Origin of the sequence: Orrella sp. 11846 (assembly GCF_048820935.1) — a bacterium.
GTDB lineage: Bacteria > Pseudomonadota > Gammaproteobacteria > Burkholderiales > Burkholderiaceae_B > Algicoccus.
Genome location: NZ_JBMERD010000010.1, coordinates 80825 through 102944 on the forward strand (window position 1 = coordinate 80825; position 22120 = coordinate 102944).

Consider the following 22120-nt stretch of genomic DNA (forward strand, 5'->3'; position numbering starts at 1 on the left):
TATGAAAACTCCAACACCTAAACCGACTGGTACGCAAGCCTACAAACGAAAAGGGTTTGCAGGATTTAAGCGCTGGGCGACGAAGCTCGCAGCGCCTATCATTTTGGCTGTGGTGACGATTTATGCCGTCAACCAGTATTTGACGAATCACAGTTCGTCAGAGACTGAAAAAGAACAGGTGCTGCGAGAACAATTGGTTGTGAACCAGACGCTGCCTGCTGCCACGGTGATTGACATGGAGCATTTGGCGATTCGTGCATTGCCTGAATCTTGGTTTGGTCCGGATTCTTTAAGCCCAGATGATGTGGATCAAGTACTTGGTTTGTCTCTGACTACCGAGCTCACAGCGGGTGCCCCATTGAATCGATCGGTTTTAAAAGCCGTCGATCCTCATGCGTATCTTGAACAGCTTGGACCTGATCGACGGGCGGTTACCTTGCCCGTTGAGCAAATTAGCTCGAGCACTGGTTTATTAAAACCCGGTGAACTGATTGATTTATATGTCACATTTGATCACAAAGGGCGTCGGATTACTTCGTTGCTTGTGAGTGCGATTGAGGTGCTCAAAATTGTCAGTGTGAGTGGAACCGAACAAAGCGCTACTGGACAAGATGTGCTGACACTCAGTGTGTCGCCGCAACAGGCTGCTAAGTTGATTGCTGCGCAACATGATGGGGTGTTAACGGCGGTTCAGATGTCAGTTCAGCAGCACAAGTCTAATGTGGTGCCTGAAGCCAATCATCTCGCAGGTTATGCCGGGATTGAAGATTCATTTGAGCAAATCCGTATGCCAGATATTATCTATGCGGATATGGCGACTGGACCAAGGCAGCCGCAACCATGATTCAAAGGCGTTGCCTGATTTTTGAGTACAGAGTGTCCGCTTTACGAAAATCTGTTTTGTTGGGCGTGGTTGGTTGTTTGATGATTGGTGTTTCGGAGCTGTCACTAGCGGCATCGACTGGGCAATTGATCAATCAGACCCAGGCAGTCTCTACGCCGATCACATCTGGTACCACACAACACGCTGCAGCCCGTACGCCACCCCATACTGCACGTTCTGCAAAGTCTGAATTGAGTGTGGGGTTGAAGCAAACATCGATTGTGCTGGAGGTTGGGCATGCGCACATTCTGACACTGGCCGACGCTCGTCAGGTGGCTGTAGGGAATAGTCATACGTTGCAGGCCAATGCAGCCAATGCGTCTGAAGTGATTTTGTTTGGCAAACAGGCAGGCACGACTACGGTGGATGTCTGGGATGACAAGGGACATCGACGTTCATTTCAAGTCGAGGTTCGGCCTGCAGGACGAGAGCAAGTTCTTGAGGAGATTCAATTCTTACTCGGTGACAATTCACCAGTCAAGGTTCGTAGCTCAGGTCAGCATATTGTGTTGGAAGCTGAGACGCTGAGTAGTTCACAGCGAGCACGCATTGGGCGGATTCTGGGGCGTTATCCGGAAGTGTTGGATATGACACCGAGTATGAACTGGGACCCGATGGTCATGATGGATGTGCAGGTGATTGAATTGCCCCGGCATCGTCTTCAAGAGCTTGGAATTCGTTGGCAGTCGGGTGAAACCACAGGGCTAGATACTGGAGTGTCCTGGCATGCGGGTCAAATACTTGCCGATGGGGTTGACAGCATTCTGTCGGGTGGTGCTCAAGCGGTTGGGTGGTTGGGTCTTGGAAGTTCCATTCAGGCGCGTTTACAAAGCATGGCCGATCGGGGTGAGGCGGTTTTACTGGCGCAACCACAATTAACGACCCGAACGGGTAAAGCGGCCACGTTTCTAGCAGGTGGTGAAGTGCCTTATGCCATGACCGATGAAAAAGGTAGAGGCCACACAGAATTTAAAAAGTACGGGGTGGCGTTGAGCGTCACACCGGAAATCGGGCTCGATGAACGCATTGTGGCCAATGTGGAAGTGGAGGTGAGTTCAGTGGACCCGTCGATCACGACGGCTGCCGGACCTGCCATGCGGATGCGTAAAACCAGTACAGAATTTAGTGCGCGTGCTGGTGAGACAGTGGTGCTCGCAGGTTTTATGTCAAGCGAACATGCGATGGGTTATCAGGGTGCACCAACCAAGAAGCATGCGTTTTTTGACAAGCTGACGGGCGTGGAACAACAGCAGTCGAACCATACGGAGTTAGTTATTTTAGTGACCCCCGTGATTATGAATGCACAAAAACCATTGATGCAGGATCAGGTTCGTAAGGCACGTGCCTATGCGGATGCAGCCGTATTTGAACAACGGCGTCTCACACAGTCTCTGGATCGCTCGAGTGGCTCAGATCGATACGATCCAGATGAAAGCAATGGCTGGGAAATGTTTACCCCTTTGACACTGCCTTCTCAATGGCAACATACTGCGGCACCTCCACAATGACGACGTCTTGCACATCCATTGAATTGCATCTTGATTTTGAAGATGGCACACAGGTGATTGAACGTGCACAACTGCCTTGCACAATTGGTCGCGACCCCAGCTGCACTTTAAGGGTGATTCATTGGCGAGTAGGGCGTCAACATCTCAAGATTCAGCTTTTAGGTGATTTCTTACAGATCGAAGATCTGGGACGTTTGGGTGGGACAAGAGTTAATGGCGTGCGTGTGGCACAGCATTTCCCCCTGCTACCCACAGATGATGTGGTGTTTGGGCCTTGCCGCATGCGTATACATGCAGTTGGTCAAACACCCTCCTTTGAATCTGCGACTGAAGAAGGCGATGGTTCGTCAAGCTCGCAAGGATCACATGGGCAGAATACGGATTTGTCACTCAGAGCCATGTTGCACGCCAACTTAGTTCGTCAGATGGATGTGCGTAAACATGACTTGGCCAATTTGCCAGACGATGTGTTGCGGGAGCGTTGTGAAGGTTTGGTCCGTGATTTGATCGCACAGCATGCGTTTGATCTCAGTCCACAGCGTCAGGATCAGATGGTCAGTGCCGTGGTGTCAGATGCCGTGGGTTATGGGCCTTTACAAACTTTATTGGAAAGCCCAGAGATTAGTGAAATCATGGTGAATCGACATGACCGGATTTTTGTGGAATCGCAAGGCAAGCTGCGTTTACACAATGCCGTGTTTTCAAGTGAAGCGGCTGTGCGTTCTGTGATTGAGCGTATTATTTTTCCGATTGGGCGACGCATTGATGACGCCAGTCCCATGGTGGATGCTCGGTTGCCTGATGGGTCTCGTGTGAATGCAGTGCTGTCACCGATTAGTGTGTCGGGTTCTTGTGTAACCATCCGAAAGTTTCCAGCTCACCCACTGAGTCTGAAGGATTTGCAGGCGCGAGAATGTATTACACCCTGCGTGGCTGCATTTTTATGTCGTTGCATTGAGCAGAAGGTGAGTTTGCTGATTTCAGGTGGAACGGGGTCCGGTAAAACCACGTTGCTCAATATCTTGGCGAGTCAGATTCCATCGGATGAGCGCTTGATCACGATCGAGGATGCGGCAGAATTGCGAATTGGCCATCCCCATGTGTTGAGTTTGGAAGCTCGACCAGCCAATGCCGAAGGGCGAGGCGACATCACAATCCGTGATTTGGTGAAAAATGCACTGCGTATGCGGCCTGACCGCATCATCGTCGGGGAGTGTCGAGGTGCTGAAGCACTAGACATGCTGAGTGCGATGAACACTGGTCATGAAGGTTCATTAAGTACGCTACATGCCAATAGTCCCCGTGATGCGGTTTCTCGTCTAGAAACGATGGTGCTGATGGCCTCTGCACAGTTGCCATTGCAAGCAATCCGAGAGTTGATTTCACGCTCCGTGCAACTGATTGTTCAAATTGCACGTTTGCCCGACGGGACAAGGCGTTTAATGGCTGTCGATGAAATCACAGGGTTGGAATCTGGGACGGTGCAGATGCAAAGTCTCGTGCGTTATCACCGAGGTCAACGCGTGTTGCGCTGGATGGGGGTGAGTGCAACCTTTACCGAAGCTTGGCGTGAACGTGGTGTGCCAGTTGACCCTGAGTGGTTTATGCCTTCGGACCAAATAGATATGGGCTGAACATGGATCTGTACAGAATGGCCATTTTGTCGGGCTCAGGTGTTTCCATGGGATTACTCACTTGGAGTCTGCAACGCAGTTGCATGGTGGCGATGCAACGCTATCAAGCTCGTTACACACATGATGCGCGTCATGGTTTACGAGATTTGTATTTGTTTCTCGATGTCAGTTTGTTGTGGCCAGTGATGATCTGGTTGGGGGTGACTGTTTTTCTGTTGTCGATTTGGTTTGGTGCAGGATTGTTTGTTGCTACGTTCTTGAGCGCGATTTGTCTGACAACGCCTAGCGTCTTGATTCGGTATGCCAAAACTCGACGTTTGAAACTCTTTGAAAATCAATTGCCTGATGCCTTGCAGTCACTGGCTTCGTCCATGGCAGCTGGGACGAGTCTGGTATCAGGCCTGCAAATGCTGGTGCAGTATGCACCCACTCCACTGGCGCAAGAGTTCTCCGTGGTCGCCCGTGAAATTCGACTGGGTGTGGGTTTAGAAAACGCACTGCAGCATCTCATGGTGAGAATGCCTTGCGATGGTGTGCGGGCCGTGGGCGCAACACTCATGGTAGCTATTCAGACGGGAGGTCCGATGGCCGATATGCTGGCACAAACCGCAAGTAGCCTAGTGTCTTCGTTTCAAGTTCAACAACGCGCGCGAGCATTAATGGCTCAGGGTTGGATGCAGGCGTGGGTGATGGGTTGTTTGCCCATCGGCTTGATGGTGGTGTTGGGACAAATGGATGACAAGTTTTGGCCTGCTGTGATGGATACTTCTATGGGGCATCTGTTGCTCGGAGTCTTATTTGGTTTGGAAGGGCTTGGTTTGTATTGGTTGCGCCGAATTGCTAAGGCGGTGGCCCATGGTTAAACGCAGCGGCTGGATTTGACACGATGAATCTTCTGGAGGCTTACTTTCCTTGGGTGTTGGCGCTGACTGCCGGTGTGGGTGTGGCGTGGTTGTGGATTGCACTTTTGTCGATGAAAGACAAGGCCTCAGGAAGTGAGGATCTGTCCTCACGGGTGGCCGTGCAGGGAAGTGCAACGTCTGTGACTAAAGTGCGCTTTAGAGATCGGTTGCTGAGGTTTACAAGCTGGTCTCAACGGATGCATCTCGAGCGTAAGTTGCAGCATGCTGGCTTGTTTCGCTGGCAGGTGAGTGATTTGTTGTTGTTGAGGTTGGCCGTCTCAACGGGTTGTGCAACCTGCACGCTCCTCGTGACGGGTTCGTTTCTTTTTGCCGGATGTGCAGCGTTCGTTGGGCTTGCTCTGATTGGGCAGTGGATACAACAAAAACGACACACCTATAGCAGTCACATTGGCAATCATTTACCTGGTTTTTTAGATTTGTTGTGCTTGTGTTTGTTTGCAGGGATGAGCTTTAACAATGCGCTTCTCGTGGTGTTGCGCTACATGAATGACGGTCCGTTGCGTGTTTTATGGCGAGACTGGTTGTTTGATGTGCGTGCCGGCAGTACACGTACCCAAGCGTTAACGCGCTTGTTGCATAAGAGTGAACAAATGTCGTTGCAGCGTTTATGTGTGGCCATGATTCAAGCAGAAAAAACCGGAGCTGCCTTAGCACCCGGATTGCAATCACAAGCTAAACAGCTGCGCACAGAGCAGTTGTTGAGTGCCGAACGACGGGCTGCACAAGCGCCAATGAAAATGTTGCTGCCACTGATCTTGTGTTTCTTTCCCAGTACTTTTCTGGTGCTGGCTTTTTCTATCTGGGTAGGTGTGAATGAAATCCTTTGAAGTTTCGTCGACAAATGATCAGCCAAATAATGCTTCCGTAGAGGCATCTTCGTCTGAACCGTTGCAACTGAAACAAACAGCCCGATGGTGGGATCGGTTGATTGGGCTTTTACAGCACGATGGTTTAGATCCGAATCAGGCGTTGTGGATTAAGCCGTGCTGCATCGTGCATACCTTTGGGATGCGTTTTGCGCTGTCATTGCACTTTTTGGATAGACAAGGGCAGATTGTTCACTCAGAACCCAATGTGGTGCCCAACCAAATCCGCTGGTGCTTCAAAGCCCATTCGGTGGTGGAAATGGTGGCTACAACAAACGATGAGGCCTTGGAGTTTCAGAAGCAACGATTGAGCAAAGCGTTGTCTTTATCCACCGTTTAGTTGTGCACTAGATTTAGCGAGCGAGTTTGGTGAGTTGTCAGTACCTTGTGTGTCATTTTTGTTTAGGCAAGATTTACTTATAATTTCAACTAATGAAATTGAAAATGATTCTCAAATAAAAATCCATCTAGAATAAAACGAATCTTTCAAAGTAAAGATTGGTCAATTTAAAAAAGAATGGAGAGACATCATGGTGCGACATTTTTTAATTCAGTCGGTGAAATGCACGGTCCTCGTTTTAACATTGTCTTGTGCAGGCATGGGCAGTGCGTTAGCCGACTTTCCGAATAAGCCTGTGAAGCTTTTTGTACCGTTTTCACCGGGCGGTGGAACCGACATGATCGCCCGTGGTTTGGGGCAAGAGATGGCGAAAGAACTCGGCCAACCCGTTGTTGTCGAAAACAAACCAGGTGGTGGCACGATGATCGCGACCAATGAGGTAGCGCGCAGTGCGCCCGATGGCCATACTGTGGTGGTCTCTTCTTTTGCACACGCGGTGAACCCTTCTTTACAAGAGAGTTTGCCTTATGGCAGTAACGATGCCCTGGCACCGGTGATGTTGATCGCTCGTGGACCGAACGTACTTGTCGTTAATGAAAACAGTCCTTACGAGTCATTGGAAGCACTCTTAGAAGCTGCCAAAAAAGAACCTGAAAAACTAACGTATGCCTCGCAAGGTGTTGGTACATCGGCGCATCTGGCAGGGGAAATGTTCGCAAATTTAGCTAATGTGAATTTGGTGCATGTGCCGTATCGCGGTGCGGGTCCCGCCATGACTGATCTTTTAGGAGGCCATGTGGATATGATGTTTGCGACAGCGGCCACTGCTTCCAACTTTGCAAATGGTGGAAAGTTGCGCTTTCTGGGTGTGACAACAGCTGAGCCCTCGGCTGCATTTCCGGATGTGCGTCCGATTGGCGATGTTGTGCCGAATTACCGCGTCGATAGCTGGTATGGGCTCCATGTTCCGGCCGCAACGCCCAAGAACGTTGTGATGCGTTTGAACGAAGCAGCCGTCAAAGCGGCCCACTCGCCAGACTTTTCAGGCCGCTTGCAATCAGAAGGTCTAAAAGTGGTGGCAAGCACTCCACAAGAACTCGGCGAGTATGTCAGTTCTGAAGAAAAACGTTGGGGCGATCTCATCAAACAAAACAATATCAAAGCCAAATAAGCTTGTGAACACGTATAGGAACCACCTCGAATGAATTCGATTCAGAAGTTAATTAACCCCAAACATGTCGCCGTTGTGGGTGCTTCAAGTGATCCCAAAAAGATATCGGGAAGACCTGTTTATTATCTTCAACAACATGGTTTTTCAGGAACGATCATGCCAATTAATCCACGTGCAAGCCAAATTGGTGGTTTGCCGTGTTATCCGGATATTGAATCTTTGCCTGTGACACCGGACGTTGCGATCGTTTTATTGGGGGTGGATGGAGTTCCTCAAGCTTTACGGGATCTTGCAAAAAAGGGTTGTGCAGCCGCTATTGTGTTAGGTAGCGGGTATGCAGAAACGGGTGAAATTGGCGCACAGAGACAGACGGAATTACTCGAGGCTGCGGGTGAAATGCGTATCCTTGGACCCAACACCATTGGCTTGATCAACTTGACACAAGATATTGTGCTGTCCCCCTCAGGTGCATTGGCACTGAGCGAGTTTCCCAAAGGTCAAATCGGTGTGGTTTCTCAAAGTGGTGGCATCGTTGGTGCGTTGCTATCGAGAGCCGTGGCACGCGGAATTGGTTTGTCGACGTTGGTCTCGTCTGGTAACGAGGCTGATTTAGAACTCTCTGATTTTATTGAGTACTTGGCTCAAGATCCGAATACGAAAGTCATTGCGCTCTACATTGAAGCAATCCGTCATCCTGATAAGTTCAGGCGCGCCTGTGAAAAAGCACAAGCGAATGGTAAACCCGTTGTGGTCTTTAAGATTGGCCGTTCAGAAGCTGGTGCGCAGGCAGCGGTTTCGCATACGGGTGCGATGGCGGGCAGTGATCGTCTCTATGATGTGTTTTTTGAGCAGATTGGTGTCATTCGCGTCAATGATATTGATGATTTGCTGGGTGTGAGCGCAGCACTTGCGACCACCCGGAACATGGCGGGTAACCGTGTCGCAATTTTGACCTCAACTGGTGGTGCCGGCACATTGGTGTCTGATGAACTGGGTGTCCTAGGTTTAAGCACCCCAGCACCTGAGGAGGAAACATCTATTCGTTTGCGCAGTTTGCAGATCGGTCCGGAAACCGTTTTGGATCGCAATCCGATTGATGTCACGTTGGCTGGTTTAAAACCCACGCTTTTACGAAATACGATTCAAACCTTGTTACAGAGTTCGTCTTATGATGCTTTGGTCATTATTGTCGGCGCATCGGGCTTGACCATGCCTGATTTGATGGTTGATGCGATAGGTGCCTGCTTGCCTGAATCCGATAAGCCGGTTATGGCCTATGTCAGTCCGCATGCACCGGATATCGCACGACGTTTGACCAACATGGGTGTGCCCGCGTTTACGACGGCATTTGGTTGCGCTGTGGCATTGCAGGCACTTTGGAAAGCACATCAGACAACACCGTCGGATGAATCGCAGCCAGTCGTACACCAAAACCTTACAGATGAATATGCAGTATCAGGACTTTTGGATGAGGCGCAATCTAAGTCCCTGTTTAGCCAGTTTGGAATCCCCGCTGTACCCGAGCGTATTGTCTCGAATGTGGAACAAGCCATCGAGGCGGCACATGCGCTAGGACCTCGGGTTGTTTTGAAAGTGTTGTCTTCACAAGTGGCCCACAAAAGTGAAATTGGGGGCGTCGAGGTCGGGATCGTTCCAGAAAAAATGCAGGATTCGTATACTCGAATGGCAAGCACTTTGGAGAAGAACACTCCAAAAAATGCACAGCAGTTTCTTGTGCAAAAAATGATCGATGCTGGCGTAGAGATCATCTTAGGCTCCTACCGTGAGCCTTTAGGCACTGTGGTTTTAGTTGGCATGGGTGGGGTAACTGCAGAGCTTTTTAACGATACAGCGATGCGAGTTTTAAATCGCCATCAGAACGGTCAGCTACAGGCTCTGACCCAATCGCAAGCTTTAGTTATGCTCAAAAAGCTCACGATTTGGCCTTTGCTCCAAGGATACAGAAATCAGGTTGGTGTCGATATTGACGCACTGACACAGGTCATCGTTGATTTTTCAGTTTTTGTGGCGCAGTTCGATGATCGATTGCTTGAGGCTGAAATTAATCCGTTGTTCGTGCTGCCGCAGGGTCAAGGCGTGTTTGCAGCCGATGGCTTGGTTTTGTTGAAATAATGTTGAGTCTAAAAGAAAGAGGGGAGACATGTCAGAGGTTATTTACAGTCAGACAGATGCCATTGCACGCATTACGCTAAATCGTCCAGAACAAAAAAATACAGTGAGCGCGACCATGCGTTCAGAGTTGATCAGGCTTTTTGATCAGGTCAATGAAGATACATCCGTGCGAGCTGTTGTTTTGGAAGCGGCGGGGGATACCTTCTGTGCTGGTGGTGATGTGAGTCAAATGGGCAAACTCAGTAGTTTTGATGATCGTAAACGGATTTTGCTCCACAGCCATGGTTTGATTAAAAGTCTTTATCGCTTAGAGAAACCTGTCATTGCTGCTGTACAGGGTGCTGCTGTTGGTATGGGTTTTTCACTTGTTTTGGCGTGCGACTTTGTGATTGCGAGTGAAAGTGCACGGTTCTCGACTATTTTTAGTCGCCGTGGCCTAGCACCCGATACGGGCAGTGCGTATATGCTGAGTCGTGCTGTTTCACCGATGAAAGCTCGTGATCTGTTGTACTCGGGTCGGTTCGTGGGTGCGCAGGAGGCACTGGCTTTGGACTTGGTGACTGAGGTGGTGCCTGAAGCATTGTTAAAACAAAGTGTAGATGCTTTGGCAGAAAAGTATGCGGCGATGCCAACCCTGTCAGTTGCGATGTCTAAGAAACTATTGCAATGGTCACAAGAACCCGCTTTGGACAGTTTTCTAAATTACGAGGCTTTTATTCAACCTCTGATGAGAACCACAGAGGATTTTCAAGAGGGTGTTGCGTCATTTCGTGAAAAAAGATCACCAGAATTTAAGGGGCGTTAATAGGGTGGCATGAATTTAGGCTTGTTTTTGATCTCTTGTTGAACGCTTGCAATGATCTGGTTTCGAAGTGTTAATAATGGTTTATGAAAACTTAGTGCTTCAAAATTAATGGGCTCATTGATCGTTGTGCTGCAATTCAATGCGTAAATACTTTGATTAATGAGAATTGGTGTCGAAACGGCGACCACACCAGGAAGCCAGTTGGCGTAACAATAACCTTCTGATTGAACTTTTTCGATGGCGTCATTGAGGCATTTGGAAATTTCAGACCATTTGTTCATCCAACGTTTTTGAAAAAGCTGTATGAGGTTGTCTCTTTGTGTGTTGTCGAGAACGGCTAAATAAGCTTGACCCAAAGACGTGGTGGGCATCGGGATCTTTTGACCACGAACGATGCGGCGGTGACTGATTTCCGGAAGATACCGAATTGAATCAAGGTAAATCATCTCGCTACCATCTGCTGTGGCCAAACCGACATTCAAATGGTGGGTGTCAGACCATTTCGTCATTAAAGGTGTGGCAATTGTTAGTAAAGTGGATCCTGTCCACATGGTGTGTGCGAGACCTAAAACAGCAGGCGAAAGTCGGTAAGCTCGTTGCGAAGGATCGAACTCCAACATGCCGGTTGTGACCAATGTTTGTGTGAGTCGGGATATGGTCGGTTTTGATAGTCCGGTTATTTCAGCGAGTTCACTATTTCCTAAAAATTCACAACCAGGATTAAATGCACGCAGAATTTGAATGCCCCGTTTTAAAGAACGGTTTTCTGGTGAACGACGTGGCTTTTGAGGTTGGAGTTGAAAGAGGCTAACCATACATTGTTTGGTTTTTTTGTTCTGTAACAGCGCATCTCGAATACTGTTAGGCGCAGTGATGCGCTGAATGTAGCATGCGGTGAAAGTAATAGGCAATCAGCCTATGTTTTTAAACGTTTTACGTAATAAGTAGGAGATAGTAATGACAACACTTATGAAAAAAACCGTCCGTGCACTGACCGGTGTCAGCGTCGCTATGACGATGGCAGGTGTATTAACGACAGCAAATGCTCAAAAAGCAGATGTGGGCAAGTATCCAGAACGTCCAGTACATATGATCGTGGCGTATGCCCCCGGTGGCGCAACCGATATCGTTGCCCGTTTGGTGGGTGCTAAATTGCAGGAGCGTTTAGGTCAGCCTGTTGTGATTGATAATAAACCTGGTGGTGGAACTAATATCGGAACCGGAGAAGCGGCTCGTTCAAAACCGGATGGCTATACACTCCTAATGGCAACTGTGGCACAGGCTATTGGCCCCGCCATTTATGAAAAACTACCCTATGACACGCTGAAAGATTTTGATTTTGTCACCATGACGATGACCTCTCCAAGCGTACTCGTTGTCAACAAAGATGTGCCCATTCACAGCGTGCAGGAATTGATTGAGTGGGCGAAAGCACATCCTGGCGAATTGTCGCTGGCATCATCTGGAACAGGTGGTTCACCCCATTTGGCTTCTGAGTTATTTAAGTTGCGCACAGGCATTGATTATTTGCACGTGCCTTATAAGGGCGGCGGTCCAGCCATGCAAGACGTATTGGCCGGTGTTGTGATGGGTGGATTTAAAACAGCAACCAATACGATGCCTCAAATTCGTGCAGGGCTTGTGCGACCCTTGGCTGTTGCCGCACCAGAGCGCTTAAAAGACTTGCCAGATGTGCCCACTATGGCTGAGGCTGGTGTGGCTGACTTTAATGTGTCTTCTTGGAATGGTCTGATGGTTCCCAAAGGAACACCCGAGCCAATCATTGACCTCATCGCAAAAGAAACACTTGAGGCTTTGAAAGATCCGGAAGTCATTGCCCAGTTTGAAAGCCGAGCATCGACACCCGGAAATATGTCCAAAGAGGAATTTACGGAGTTTGTTAAAAAAGAACTCCAAACTTGGAAAGAAGTTGCAGATGCAGCAGGTGTCAAAATTAATTAATTAAGTTTTCTGCGCACACCCCCACCTGAAATCCTATGGTTTAGGTGGGGGTCAAAAGTCGAGGCAGAAACTGTTTTCGAGCAGAATAAAGCAAGAACCAAACCGCAATCATCAGCGGAGTTGTGAGTTTGCCGTGAGGCGCTAACTACGTATCACGCTCTTAACTGTGAAGCGGTAAGTTCCAGCCTGAACTCATTTAAGGCAGATTAGAGTGGAGGTTATTCATCGTTTTCGTTGTCAATGTCTTGTTTGCGAATGCTTCGAAAAACTGTGATGTAAGTCGGATAGAAACTGCAGTACAGCACGCTGGCAACAAACAAGTTGGCGGGTACCTGTAAGACAGCAGCGACTTGCAGTGACACCAGATTGGCGATGACACCAAAAATGACATCGACTGCATTGAAAATTCCAAACCAGATGAGCGCGTATAGCGCCAATGACCATTTGTTGCGCCAGCAAGCCACTGCGCTATAAAACAATGAGCGAGTCACTGCAATTCCGTGCCAACCCACAAGGACAGGGGCGTACCAAAACAAGGCAGCCAAAATGAAATACAGCACCGTAAAGATCATCACGGGTTTATTCAGAATCTGGCTAAACTGAGTTAGATCTTGAGCCTCATCTAAGGATTGCAAAGCCATCGAGAGCTCAGTATGAAATGGCAAGAACGCCACCAATGCTGCGAGCAAACTAATGGCCATGTACAAACCACCTAAACGAAGTAGTTTGCCAAACAATGCTTTCTCTTTAAGAGGTTTGAACCATTCAGAAAAGACTGGACGTTCGCCATTGTGAATGCGACGACAGGCGGTCAAAGTCAAAAAAGTGATCGTTGGAACCAGCGTGATAAAAATCATGGGTCCAATCGGGGCAATCAGCATGGCTAGGATTAATCCCAAGCTGATCATCATGGTCCATGTGAATAACACAGCTGGCTGCGTGCGAAACAGAATCCAACCCATGCGGATCCATTGCCAGCCAGCTAGTATCGGTAGTCGTTGAGCTTGCATCAGTTCGCCTCTAGCAAGGGTTCAATGACGCCATGCACGCGTTCGTGCAAGATTCGCTCGAAATGCGTGGGGTCGTGTGGCTTGAGTGATTGTGCTTCACGCGGAAAATGAAAATCATTCAGGCGTGAAATCCAAAATCTCAGTGCGGCTGCTTGTAAGACGGAAGGCCACAGGGTTGCTTCTTGCGTTGTGAATGGACGTAATTTCTTATAGCCGCGCAACCAGGCATGAACACGAATAGGATCCAAAACACCTGTTTTCAGATCAATGCACCAGTCATTCACAGCCACTGCGACGTCAAACAACCATGTGTCGACACCCGCAAAATAAAAATCAATGACGCCGCCCATGACAGGCTCTGTTTCAGTCCCTGTAAAAAGCACGTTGTCTCGAAAGAAATCACAATGTGCTGGGCCGCTGGGTAAATCGGCATAGGCCCCGTTTTGTGTCAGGCGAATTTGCTCAGCCAATGTGTTCTCTAATAGTGTGCGTTGCGCATCATTTAAGAAAGGCAACACTTTTGGGACGGTTTCTTCCCACCAAGGTAATCCGCGCAAATTAGGCTGATGAATGGTGAAGTCTTTTGCGGCGAGATGGATACGGGCTTGCGTATAAGCGGCAATTTCACAATGTTGAGCAGTTGGTGCAGCCACCCATTGGCCGGGTAATCGAGTCGCAATGATGCAAGGTTTGCCATTGAGCATGCCTAGACGTTTGTCATCGTGACGGGTTTGTGGCATAGGTACCGCCACACCATGATTGGCCAAATGAAACATCAGTTCGACATAAAACGGCAATTGCTCAAACGTCAGCACTTCAAAGAGCGTGAGTACAAAATTTCCCTGGGTTGTATTCAGAAAAAAGTTGGAGTTTTCAATGCCGGCTGAAATGCCTGTGAGACTGATCAGTTCTCCGAGATCATAGTGAGACAAAAGTTCGCGGGCGTCGGCCTCGCTAACAGGAGTAAAAACAGCCATTATTGTGTATTCGACGAAAAAACTGTTGATCGTATGTGGACGTTTTGCCACGGGTCTTATGATTGTAGACTACTCGGTCACACAACTGGGTGGAGCGAATGACTGTCTTCATGAACATCCGTCTGTTTGCGCGGGTTGATTTACTATTTTTGGTTAATTTCTGACTAAAAATGTGCAGTTGTCTTATTAAAATATAAAGTGTTGCTATGATGCAGACATGATGTCGGCGCAAGACGTTGCAGTGATTTTTACGTCATTTCGACAACGAACATTATTTAAGTTTTATTTCAACGGAGAATCCATATGAAATTTCACGTTCCAGATATGAGTTGTAATCATTGTGTCTCCAGCATCACCAAAGCTGTGCACACCCTGTCGCCCGATGCGAATGTGGTGTGTGATCTGACTGATCGCGTGGTGCAAATTGAGGGGTTGGATACCCAAGGTCCTGATGTCGTGACGCAAGCACTGTCCGATATCGGATTTGATTCGACACTGGTGCAAGCACAAGCTTAAAGCATTTAAGGGTTTAAAGCGCTGCAAGAAGTGTCTCTTTTGTTCGTTTTACCTCTCTCGAGGCTCTGGTGAAAACCACAGTATTCCCGCTGTCTCTAAAGTCGAGCTTTAATCGATTCTAAAGATAGCGGGATTTTTTATACCTCATTGTTTTTATGCCCTACAGATTGGATTTGATGAGCTGGGGAGGTTAAAGTTTCAATATGAGAGCTAAGAGATTCTTTTGTGCGAGTGTTAGAATTGTGCAATTCGGGTGTTGATACACAAAAAGCTGACCAGATCGCCGACAGGAAATAGTGTTCGAAATGGTGACCCGGCCACGATCAGGCTGCTGCGATGGTGTGCATGTGCCACCAAGAACTTTGAAAGCCAAGTTTGATGCCCTGTGTGTCAACATAGACCTGAGTCATATCAATATCAAGCGTGTTGTCGAAAATATTCGAGCGAACACGACCGTATATACGCCAGTTGTCGAGATGATTGTGAATGCAATTCAGGCAATTGATGCGACAGCACGCCATGATGGAAAAATACAGATTCGTGTGCGACGTAGTACTCAAACTAAGTTGGATACAGGCTTGCCGCAGGTCACAGGTTTCGAGATTATAGATAACGGCATTGGTTTTAATGATACGCAGCGAAACTCATTCGATACGCTCTATACCGATTTAAAAATTACTGAAGGTGGTAAAGGGTTTGGTCGTTTTACTGGTCTGAAATATTTCAACAATGTGTATGTTCAGAGCGTATATCGGGATAGTGATGTCTTCAAAGATCGGTGCTTTTCAATGGGAAAAACGCACGAGATCATCGTCGCTGAAAAAGTCACCTTAAGCGATAAGCAGGAGACAGGAACGGTGGTCACGCTCGAGAGTTTAAAGACGGGACGAGTCTTTGACAAGAAGTTAGCGACCATCGCTCGCAGTCTCGTGGAACGGTTATTGCCTTATTTCATCACACACAATTACATTTGCCAGAAATTATTCTCTCTGAGCAAGATGGGCATGACACGATTTGTTTGAATAATTTTGTGAATAACGAACTGTCAGCAGTCATTCAAGAGTTTGATATTGGTCGCAATTCCTTTACGCTCAAGGCGTTAGATACGCAAGAGACTTTTTTGGTGCGAGTCTTTAAGTTCTATTCACCGCGAAACCAAAAAAGCCGAATTAGCCTTGTTGCACACAAGCGCGAAGTCGCTGGATCAGTAATTCACAAATATATTCCAGAGTTTGTCGATGAGTTTTTTGAAAACGATCACAACAACGAAATAGAGGCTGTACGCAATTACATCGTCAAAGCGTATGTTTTTGGTTCTTATCTTGATAACAACGTTTCATTGGAGCGCGGTGGTTTCGAGTTTCAGATGGAAAATGACCTTCTACTCGGGATCGGGCAGGCTCAGATTGAACAAAAAGCAGCTGCGATCGCTCGTGAAGCGATGGGGGTCGACATTACGGTACGACAGGCGAAAAAAGTAGAGCGTGTGCAGTCTTATGTCGACGAGTATGCGCCGTGGCACAAAACCATCATCGGAAAGATTGATCTGAGCTTGATGCCTTATGATCCAAGTCCCGAAGAGATTGAAACCAGATTGCAAAAAGAGAAGTTTGCACAAGAACTTGCTATCAAACGCGATGTAGCGAAGCTCATGACACAGGTGAATTTCGAGATCTCCCAAGCATGCGTGGTCGATATCGTCAATAAGATGTCTGACACCAGCAAAAACGATCTGATTCACTACGTTGCATTACGCCGACAAGTGTTAGAAATTTTTGGTAAAAGCCTTCAAATAAATGAATCTGGTAGGTACGCCTGCGAAGGGGTGGTGCATGATATTATTTTTCCACTCAAAGGCGATACCGATAACACGTCATTTCAGGATCACAACCTCTGGATTATTGATGAGCGTCTAAATCTCACAACGTATGTTTGCTCTGATCGGCCACTTAACGGTGCGAATACTGATCGCCCAGATCTGCTGGTCTATAACAAACGGGTTCTGTTCCGAGGTGATAACGAAGTCAGTAACCCCATGACGATCTTCGAGTTTAAAAAGCCGCAGTGTGATGCTTTTGTGAATCCATCTTCTCGAGAAGAACCTGTCCAACAAATCGTGCGCTATGTGAACGATATTCGAGATGGCAAATACAAGACTCCCGAAGGTCGCAAGATTTTAATTTCGGACAACACACCGATCTATGGCTACGTTGTGTGTGATCTGACAAGCAAAGCCGAAACGTGGCTTGATCGTGAAAAAAACTTTACGCACATGCCTGACCGACTTGGCTGGTTTCAGTGGGTGGGGAATATTAATCTCTATGTGGAAGTGATCAGTTGGGATAAGGTGCTGCAAGATGCAAAGAAGCGCAGTGAGATTTTTTTCCAGAAATTAGGTATTTAATGTAATCGCCATTTGGAGCGCTCATTTGTAGCTGCCATTCACAGGCGTAATGTGTACAACTGGGACTTGATCTATGACCAAGTCCCAGCGTGATCCGTTAGGCGGGGAGTGCGACCAACGGATTACCAAACATAGGATCATCTTTCTTCGAAGCCAGTGCTTTATCCAGATCAATGCCCAATGCTTTGGCGACACCTGCACCGTATGCTGGATCAGCTGCGTGACAGTTACGGATGTGGCGGAATTTCACAAACTCCACGGCATCACCCATCGCACGGGCGGTATTACCGAACAAGGCTTCTTGCTGCTCCGGGGTCATCAGTCGAAACAGTTGTCCGGGCTGATCGAAGTAATTGTTGTCTTCTTTGTCGAATGACCAGTGTTTTGCTTCACCACTTAAACGCAGGGGTGGCTCAGTAAATTCAGGTTGTGCTTGCCACTGATTAAAGCTGTTGGGCTCGTAATGTGGGCGTGAACCGTAGTTAGAATCCACACGACCATAACCGTCACGGTGATTACTAAAGACCGGGCAGCGAGCTTTGTTCACTGGAATCTGCTGGTAGTTGGTCCCCAAACGGTAGCGTTGTGCATCGGCATAGTTAAAGAGACGAGCTTGCAGCATGCGGTCTGGACTCACACCGATACCTGGTACGAGGTTGCTGGGTGAGAAGGCAGATTGCTCGACATCCAGGAAGAAGTTTTCTGGATTGCGATTGAGTTCAAACTCACCCACTTCGATCAGTGGATAGTCTTTGTGTGGCCAGACTTTGGTCAGGTCAAATGGGTGGTAAGGCACTTTTTCAGCTTCGAGTTCAGGCATGATCTGAACATACATGGTCCATTTTGGATAGTCGCCACGCTCAATGGCATCAAAGAGGTCGCGTTGGCTGCTTTCACGACATTCGCCAATCAACTTGGCGGCTTCTTGATCGGTCAGATTCTGAATGCCTTGCTGTGTCTTAAAGTGCATCTTGACCCAGAAACGTTCGCCTTTGCTATTCCAGAAGCTATACGTATGGGAGCTAAAGCCGTGCATGTGGCGATAGCTGGCAGGAATGCCGCGGTCGCTCATGGTGATGGTGACTTGGTGCAAGGATTCAGGCACGAGCGTCCAGAAGTCCCAGTTGTTGGTGGCGTTGCGCAAGTTAGTGTGTGGATCACGCTTGACGGCTTTGTTCAGATCTGGGAACTGGCGTGGATCACGCATAAAAAAGACGGGTGTGTTGTTGCCAACCATGTCCCAGTTGCCTTGTTCTGTATAAAACTTCAGCGCAAAACCACGGATGTCGCGCTCTGCATCGGCTGCACCACGCTCGCCTGCGACTGTGGTGAAGCGGGCAAACATTTCAGTCTTTTTACCCACTTTGCTAAAAATATCTGCACAGGTGTATTGAGTAATGTCGTGAGTGACGGTAAAAGTACCGAAAGCGCCTGAACCTTTGGCATGCATACGACGCTCAGGAATGACTTCACGCACAAAACTGGCCAGTTTTTCGTTCAACCAATTGTCTTGTGCTAGTAAAGGCCCACGTGGACCAGCGGTTAGGCTATCGCGGTTGTTGGCGACGGGTGCGCCAAAATCTGTCGTGAGGTGTGTGACGGGACATTTGGATTTGTCTGTCATGTTGGTGCTCTCCTTGTTTTAATTCATCAGCCATGCGTGACTGATTCAACGCCATAGACGCTTTATTGATTCGGAAAGTGTCTATGGCACAATGTAGTGAAACCGTTCTTAACCACAGTATTACATGAAAAGAATTCTGAGTGACTTGATTCAGGTTTTGTTGGAAGCATTCTCATTCAGGCGTATGACCAATCAAGATATCCATCAGTTCCTGAGTAATGGCATCTTGACGTTGATTCGAAATCTCACGTTGTACGGCTTCAAGTCGTTCATCGACACTTTGTTCAGCCTGCTGCATGATGGCCAAGCGTGCTGCATTTTCTGTGACCATGGCTTGAGCTGCCGCCTGAAAGATACTGGCAAACAGATGGTTTTGCAGTAAAGCACTGAGCAGTTTGGGTGGCGTTAAACCCAGTTTGGGTAAAGAGCGTGAAGGCCAGCGCTGCGGGGCTTGTAGCAACGATGGATTGAGGGGCAGCAAAGCTTGCGTAATCGGCTCACGACCGGCATGTTCGATACGGTGTGTATAAATCAGATCCACCGTGGCAGTTTCAAACCCTGTTTGTGCGGTGAGTGCTTGAATACGAGTGACGATTTCACTGGCGAGTCGCCCTAAACCATCAACTGAAGCCGGTGGCGTTAAGCGCTCCAAAATGGGAATGCGATGCTCATATAGAGCGTTTTGTAATTTGGCACCGATACACAAGATACTGAGATTGTCTGCATCGCGTTGCGTGCGGTAATCCTGAATCTGATTGGCCACAAGCTCGTTGTAGTTTCCACAAAACCCGTGATCCGAACCAAATGCCACGAGGATGTGACGACTCTGGGCGTTGATACCCCGGTTTTGTTGTTGGGTCGGTGCACACCACGCGTAGGCCTGTAATCCGGCACGCACGGCATCATGAAACGCTTCAATCGAGACGGCAGCTTGCTCATAAGGTGGTGCATTAATGGCTGCAAGCGTTTTCATGGTGCGCACAATCCCTCGGATACTACTGAGGACTTGCGCTTGCCGGGTGAGTTGTTCCAGATTCTGAGACACCAATGAGCCTCTTAATTTAAATCTTCAGGGGGTGTCACGCCTTCTAGCGCTTGGCGAGCCACATCTAACAAAAGGACTTGTGCCTCTGAAGACAGTTGCGCATTGTCGCGAACCTCTTTACCCAACGTCTTAAGCTCACGGCGTGCGGCTGCACGAATCGTATTCATGGCTTCAATGATTTCAGATTCGGACAAATCATCAAAGAGACCTTCGAGGGCAGACTGCAACACAATGAGCTGCTCTAGCGTCGACATGGGATCACGTTCGCCCTGACGCAGTGCCTGACGCACGGCGTTACCGCGTTTCAAACGGGCACGCACGTTGTCATCAAGTCGGGTTCCAAATCGTGCAAAGTCTTCTAATTCCTCGAACTGAGCCAGCATGACTCGCAGGTTTCCAGACAAAGTACGCAAGCTTCGGTTTTGTGCTTTACCACCCACACGGGAAACAGATAAACCTAAATCGACGGCAGGAAACTGATTTTTATGAACCAGGGCAGGCGATAGATAGACTTGGCCGTCGGTGATGGAAATTAGGTTGGTGGGAATATATGCAGAGAGGTTTTCTGCTTCGGTTTCAACAATGGGTAAGGTGGTGATGGAACCTGCGCCCAGAGCGTCACTCCACTGACCTGAGCGCTCTAGTAAACGCGCGTGAACATAGAAAATATCGCCAGGAAAAGCCTCACGACCAGGTGGGCGACGCAACAATAAAGACAGTTCCCGATAAGCACGGGCATGGTGTGTCAGATCATCGATCACTAATAAGACATCTTTGCCTTGCGCCGCAAAGTATTCCGCCATCGTCATCGCGCAATATGGTGCAATGTGCGCCAGACCTGGCGCTTCTTCATCACCAGTATTGATGACAATGCATTTAGACAAGACATCGGCATCAGTCAACGCTTGAATGACGCGTGCCACAGCATCTCCCCGCTGTCCGATGGCACAGTAAATACTGATAATGTCGGAATGCTTTTGATTGAGGATGGTGTCCACTGCCAGCGATGTTTTACCCGTCTGACGGTCGCCAATAATAAGCTGGCGTTGTCCCAATCCGATTGGGATCGCCGCATCCACAGCTTTGATACCTGTTGCCAGGGGTCTGGAGACGGGTTTGCGTTCCAACACGCTAGGCGCATTGACTTCGACGGGTTGGCGCATAACGCGCACAATTGGGCCAAGTCCGTCTAGCGGTTTTCCGAGGGCATCGACCACACGACCCAGCAAACCTTCACCCACAGGTGTGCTCACGACTTGTTGGGTGCGATAGACATGTTCACCCACTTGGATGCTCTGGGATGGACCTAGCAAAATTACCCCAAGACGTCCGGGTTCAAGATCAAGCACAATACCTTGCGTGCCACCCGCAAAAACCAGCAATTCATCCGCCAGTGCACGTGCTAATCCGGTCACGATGGCGACGCCATCGGCGACTTCGGTGACGATGCCTGCTTCAGTTAAGACAGGTTCAGGCGCGGGAGTCTTTAAAAGTGCGTCTCGCCATTCATCAAAGGCGATTTGTTTGTCATCGATCATCAGATGTGTTTTCTTCATTCGTCGCAGATGAGGGTACGGTGACATTGGCCACATGGCTTTGGGCGATCATCTTGTCGAACTCATCCATGTAACTGTCGAGTGTCCAGTCGATTCGTGCACCACCCACTTGCAAAATGATGCCGGGGGTTTGCTCTGCATCGGTTGTAAATTGCCATGTCAACCCGGGCAACAGCTGATTGAGTTGAGCTTTGAGTTCAGACTGTGTTTGACCATTGAGTGGCTCGTGAGTAATCAAGTGCCCCTCATGATGAGAGCCAGCGGCTGCACGCAATTCATCTGTCAAAGTATTTAACTTGTGCGAAAAATGGCGGGCAATGGCATTTTCTAGGCTTTGATCGGCCAGATCACGCAGAACTTTGCGAGTCATTTCGCTGAGCGTTAAAGCACTGGCTCTATGTAAGCGTTGCAAAAAGTCTTGGCGCTCCGCATCCATTTGACTGCGCCATTGTTGCTGTTCGCTTTCCATGGCTTTACGAGCTTGCGCCATGAGCTGATCGCGTTCTTTGCGGGTGCTGGTGAGGGCGTCGCTAATTGCTTGATCACGTTCCTCGGAAACCTTGTGATAAAGGCTTTGGTAACGTTTTTGATCTTCCAAAGCTTGTTGGTGTGCTGCATCGGCATCCTGAATACGCTTGGCAATCTGGGCTTCACGGGCATCGATGCCATCCAGAATAGGGCGGTACAAAAAACGGCGTAGCAACCAGATTAGGACTAGAAAGTTAATCAGTTGCGCAATGACTGTAATCCAGTCTATCGACAT

Annotated in this window: 20 protein-coding genes; 13 read left to right on the forward strand and 7 right to left on the reverse strand. The window is 48.5% G+C overall.

Annotation, left to right across the window (positions count from 1 at the left end; genetic code table 11):
- Position 1 precedes the first annotated feature (1 nt).
- From cpaB to ACOI06_RS09860, 9 genes are all read left to right on the forward strand, one after another.
- Positions 2 to 844: a Flp pilus assembly protein CpaB gene (gene cpaB, locus ACOI06_RS09820; RefSeq protein WP_420662392.1), complete on the forward strand. Its 843-nt coding sequence runs from the start codon at positions 2 to 4 to the stop codon at positions 842 to 844.
- A 32-nt stretch (positions 845 to 876) separates the two neighbouring features.
- A complete protein-coding gene (locus tag ACOI06_RS09825; protein WP_420662393.1) occupies positions 877 to 2391 on the forward strand; it encodes a type II and III secretion system protein family protein in 1515 nt (504 codons plus the stop codon).
- Positions 2388 to 4025 (forward strand): ATPase, T2SS/T4P/T4SS family, encoded by a 1638-nt coding sequence (locus ACOI06_RS09830; RefSeq protein ID WP_420662394.1) that lies wholly within the window; start codon positions 2388 to 2390, stop codon positions 4023 to 4025. The genes ACOI06_RS09825 and ACOI06_RS09830 overlap by 4 nt, the downstream gene beginning before the upstream one ends.
- 2 nt (positions 4026 to 4027) lie before the next feature.
- Positions 4028 to 4888 carry a type II secretion system F family protein gene (locus tag ACOI06_RS09835; RefSeq protein WP_420662395.1) on the forward strand — a complete coding sequence of 287 codons (861 nt, stop codon included), beginning with the start codon at positions 4028 to 4030 and terminating at the stop codon, positions 4886 to 4888.
- A 23-nt stretch (positions 4889 to 4911) separates the two neighbouring features.
- Positions 4912 to 5775 carry a type II secretion system F family protein gene (locus ACOI06_RS09840; RefSeq protein WP_420662396.1) on the forward strand — a complete coding sequence of 288 codons (864 nt, stop codon included), beginning with the start codon at positions 4912 to 4914 and terminating at the stop codon, positions 5773 to 5775.
- A complete protein-coding gene (locus tag ACOI06_RS09845; RefSeq protein WP_420662397.1) occupies positions 5762 to 6154 on the forward strand; it encodes a DUF192 domain-containing protein in 393 nt (130 codons plus the stop codon). The genes ACOI06_RS09840 and ACOI06_RS09845 overlap by 14 nt, the downstream gene beginning before the upstream one ends.
- 190 nt (positions 6155 to 6344) lie before the next feature.
- Positions 6345 to 7325, forward strand: a complete 981-nt coding sequence (locus ACOI06_RS09850) for a tripartite tricarboxylate transporter substrate binding protein (RefSeq protein WP_420662398.1) — start codon at positions 6345 to 6347, stop codon at positions 7323 to 7325.
- Positions 7326 to 7355: 30 nt separating this feature from the next.
- Positions 7356 to 9458 (forward strand): acetate--CoA ligase family protein, encoded by a 2103-nt coding sequence (locus ACOI06_RS09855; RefSeq protein ID WP_420662399.1) that lies wholly within the window; start codon positions 7356 to 7358, stop codon positions 9456 to 9458.
- A gap of 28 nt (positions 9459 to 9486) precedes the next feature.
- A complete protein-coding gene (locus ACOI06_RS09860) occupies positions 9487 to 10263 on the forward strand; it encodes an enoyl-CoA hydratase/isomerase family protein (RefSeq protein WP_420662400.1) in 777 nt (258 codons plus the stop codon).
- On the opposite strand, the gene ACOI06_RS09865 is transcribed toward ACOI06_RS09860, so the two are convergent.
- On the reverse strand, positions 10260 to 11078 hold the full coding sequence (locus ACOI06_RS09865; RefSeq protein WP_420662401.1) for an IclR family transcriptional regulator: 819 nt from the start codon (positions 11076 to 11078) through the stop codon (positions 10260 to 10262). The two genes, ACOI06_RS09860 and ACOI06_RS09865, sit on opposite strands and share 4 nt — an antisense overlap.
- Positions 11079 to 11220: 142 nt before the next feature.
- Here ACOI06_RS09865 and ACOI06_RS09870 point away from each other — a divergent pair, with 142 nt between their 5' ends.
- Positions 11221 to 12225 (forward strand): Bug family tripartite tricarboxylate transporter substrate binding protein, encoded by a 1005-nt coding sequence (locus tag ACOI06_RS09870; protein ID WP_420662402.1) that lies wholly within the window; start codon positions 11221 to 11223, stop codon positions 12223 to 12225.
- A gap of 218 nt (positions 12226 to 12443) precedes the next feature.
- Here ACOI06_RS09870 and ACOI06_RS09875 read toward each other — a convergent pair whose 3' ends face one another.
- Positions 12444 to 13235 (reverse strand): BPSS1780 family membrane protein, encoded by a 792-nt coding sequence (locus ACOI06_RS09875; RefSeq protein WP_420662403.1) that lies wholly within the window; start codon positions 13233 to 13235, stop codon positions 12444 to 12446.
- Entirely contained in the window at positions 13235 to 14212 is a 978-nt protein-coding gene (locus ACOI06_RS09880) for a homoserine kinase (protein WP_420662405.1), read from the reverse strand. Before ACOI06_RS09880 ends, ACOI06_RS09875 begins: the two co-directional genes overlap by 1 nt.
- Positions 14213 to 14515: 303 nt before the next feature.
- Here ACOI06_RS09880 and ACOI06_RS09885 point away from each other — a divergent pair, with 303 nt between their 5' ends.
- From ACOI06_RS09885 to ACOI06_RS09895, 3 genes are all read left to right on the forward strand, one after another.
- The gene (locus ACOI06_RS09885; RefSeq protein WP_420662406.1) at positions 14516 to 14728 is read left to right on the forward strand and encodes a heavy-metal-associated domain-containing protein; all 213 of its coding nucleotides are present in this window, start codon (positions 14516 to 14518) and stop codon (positions 14726 to 14728) included.
- 362 nt (positions 14729 to 15090) lie between these two features.
- Positions 15091 to 15750 carry an ATP-binding protein gene (locus ACOI06_RS09890; protein ID WP_420662407.1) on the forward strand — a complete coding sequence of 220 codons (660 nt, stop codon included), beginning with the start codon at positions 15091 to 15093 and terminating at the stop codon, positions 15748 to 15750.
- Positions 15751 to 15758: 8 nt separating this feature from the next.
- Complete coding sequence (locus ACOI06_RS09895; protein ID WP_420662408.1) at positions 15759 to 17132, forward strand: hypothetical protein; 1374 nt, start codon at positions 15759 to 15761, stop codon at positions 17130 to 17132.
- Between the two features lie 97 nt (positions 17133 to 17229).
- On the opposite strand, the gene ACOI06_RS09900 is transcribed toward ACOI06_RS09895, so the two are convergent.
- The 4 genes from ACOI06_RS09900 to ACOI06_RS09915 all read right to left on the reverse strand — a co-directional run bounded on the left by ACOI06_RS09900 (position 17230) and on the right by ACOI06_RS09915 (position 22120).
- Positions 17230 to 18756, reverse strand: a complete 1527-nt coding sequence (locus ACOI06_RS09900; RefSeq protein WP_420662409.1) for a catalase — start codon at positions 18754 to 18756, stop codon at positions 17230 to 17232.
- 172 nt (positions 18757 to 18928) lie between these two features.
- On the reverse strand, positions 18929 to 19801 hold the full coding sequence (locus ACOI06_RS09905) for a F0F1 ATP synthase subunit gamma (RefSeq protein ID WP_420662410.1): 873 nt from the start codon (positions 19799 to 19801) through the stop codon (positions 18929 to 18931).
- 11 nt (positions 19802 to 19812) lie between these two features.
- Positions 19813 to 21357 carry a F0F1 ATP synthase subunit alpha gene (locus tag ACOI06_RS09910; RefSeq protein ID WP_420662411.1) on the reverse strand — a complete coding sequence of 515 codons (1545 nt, stop codon included), beginning with the start codon at positions 21355 to 21357 and terminating at the stop codon, positions 19813 to 19815.
- Positions 21329 to 22120 (reverse strand): F0F1 ATP synthase subunit delta, encoded by a 792-nt coding sequence (locus tag ACOI06_RS09915; RefSeq protein ID WP_420662412.1) that lies wholly within the window; start codon positions 22118 to 22120, stop codon positions 21329 to 21331. Before ACOI06_RS09915 ends, ACOI06_RS09910 begins: the two co-directional genes overlap by 29 nt.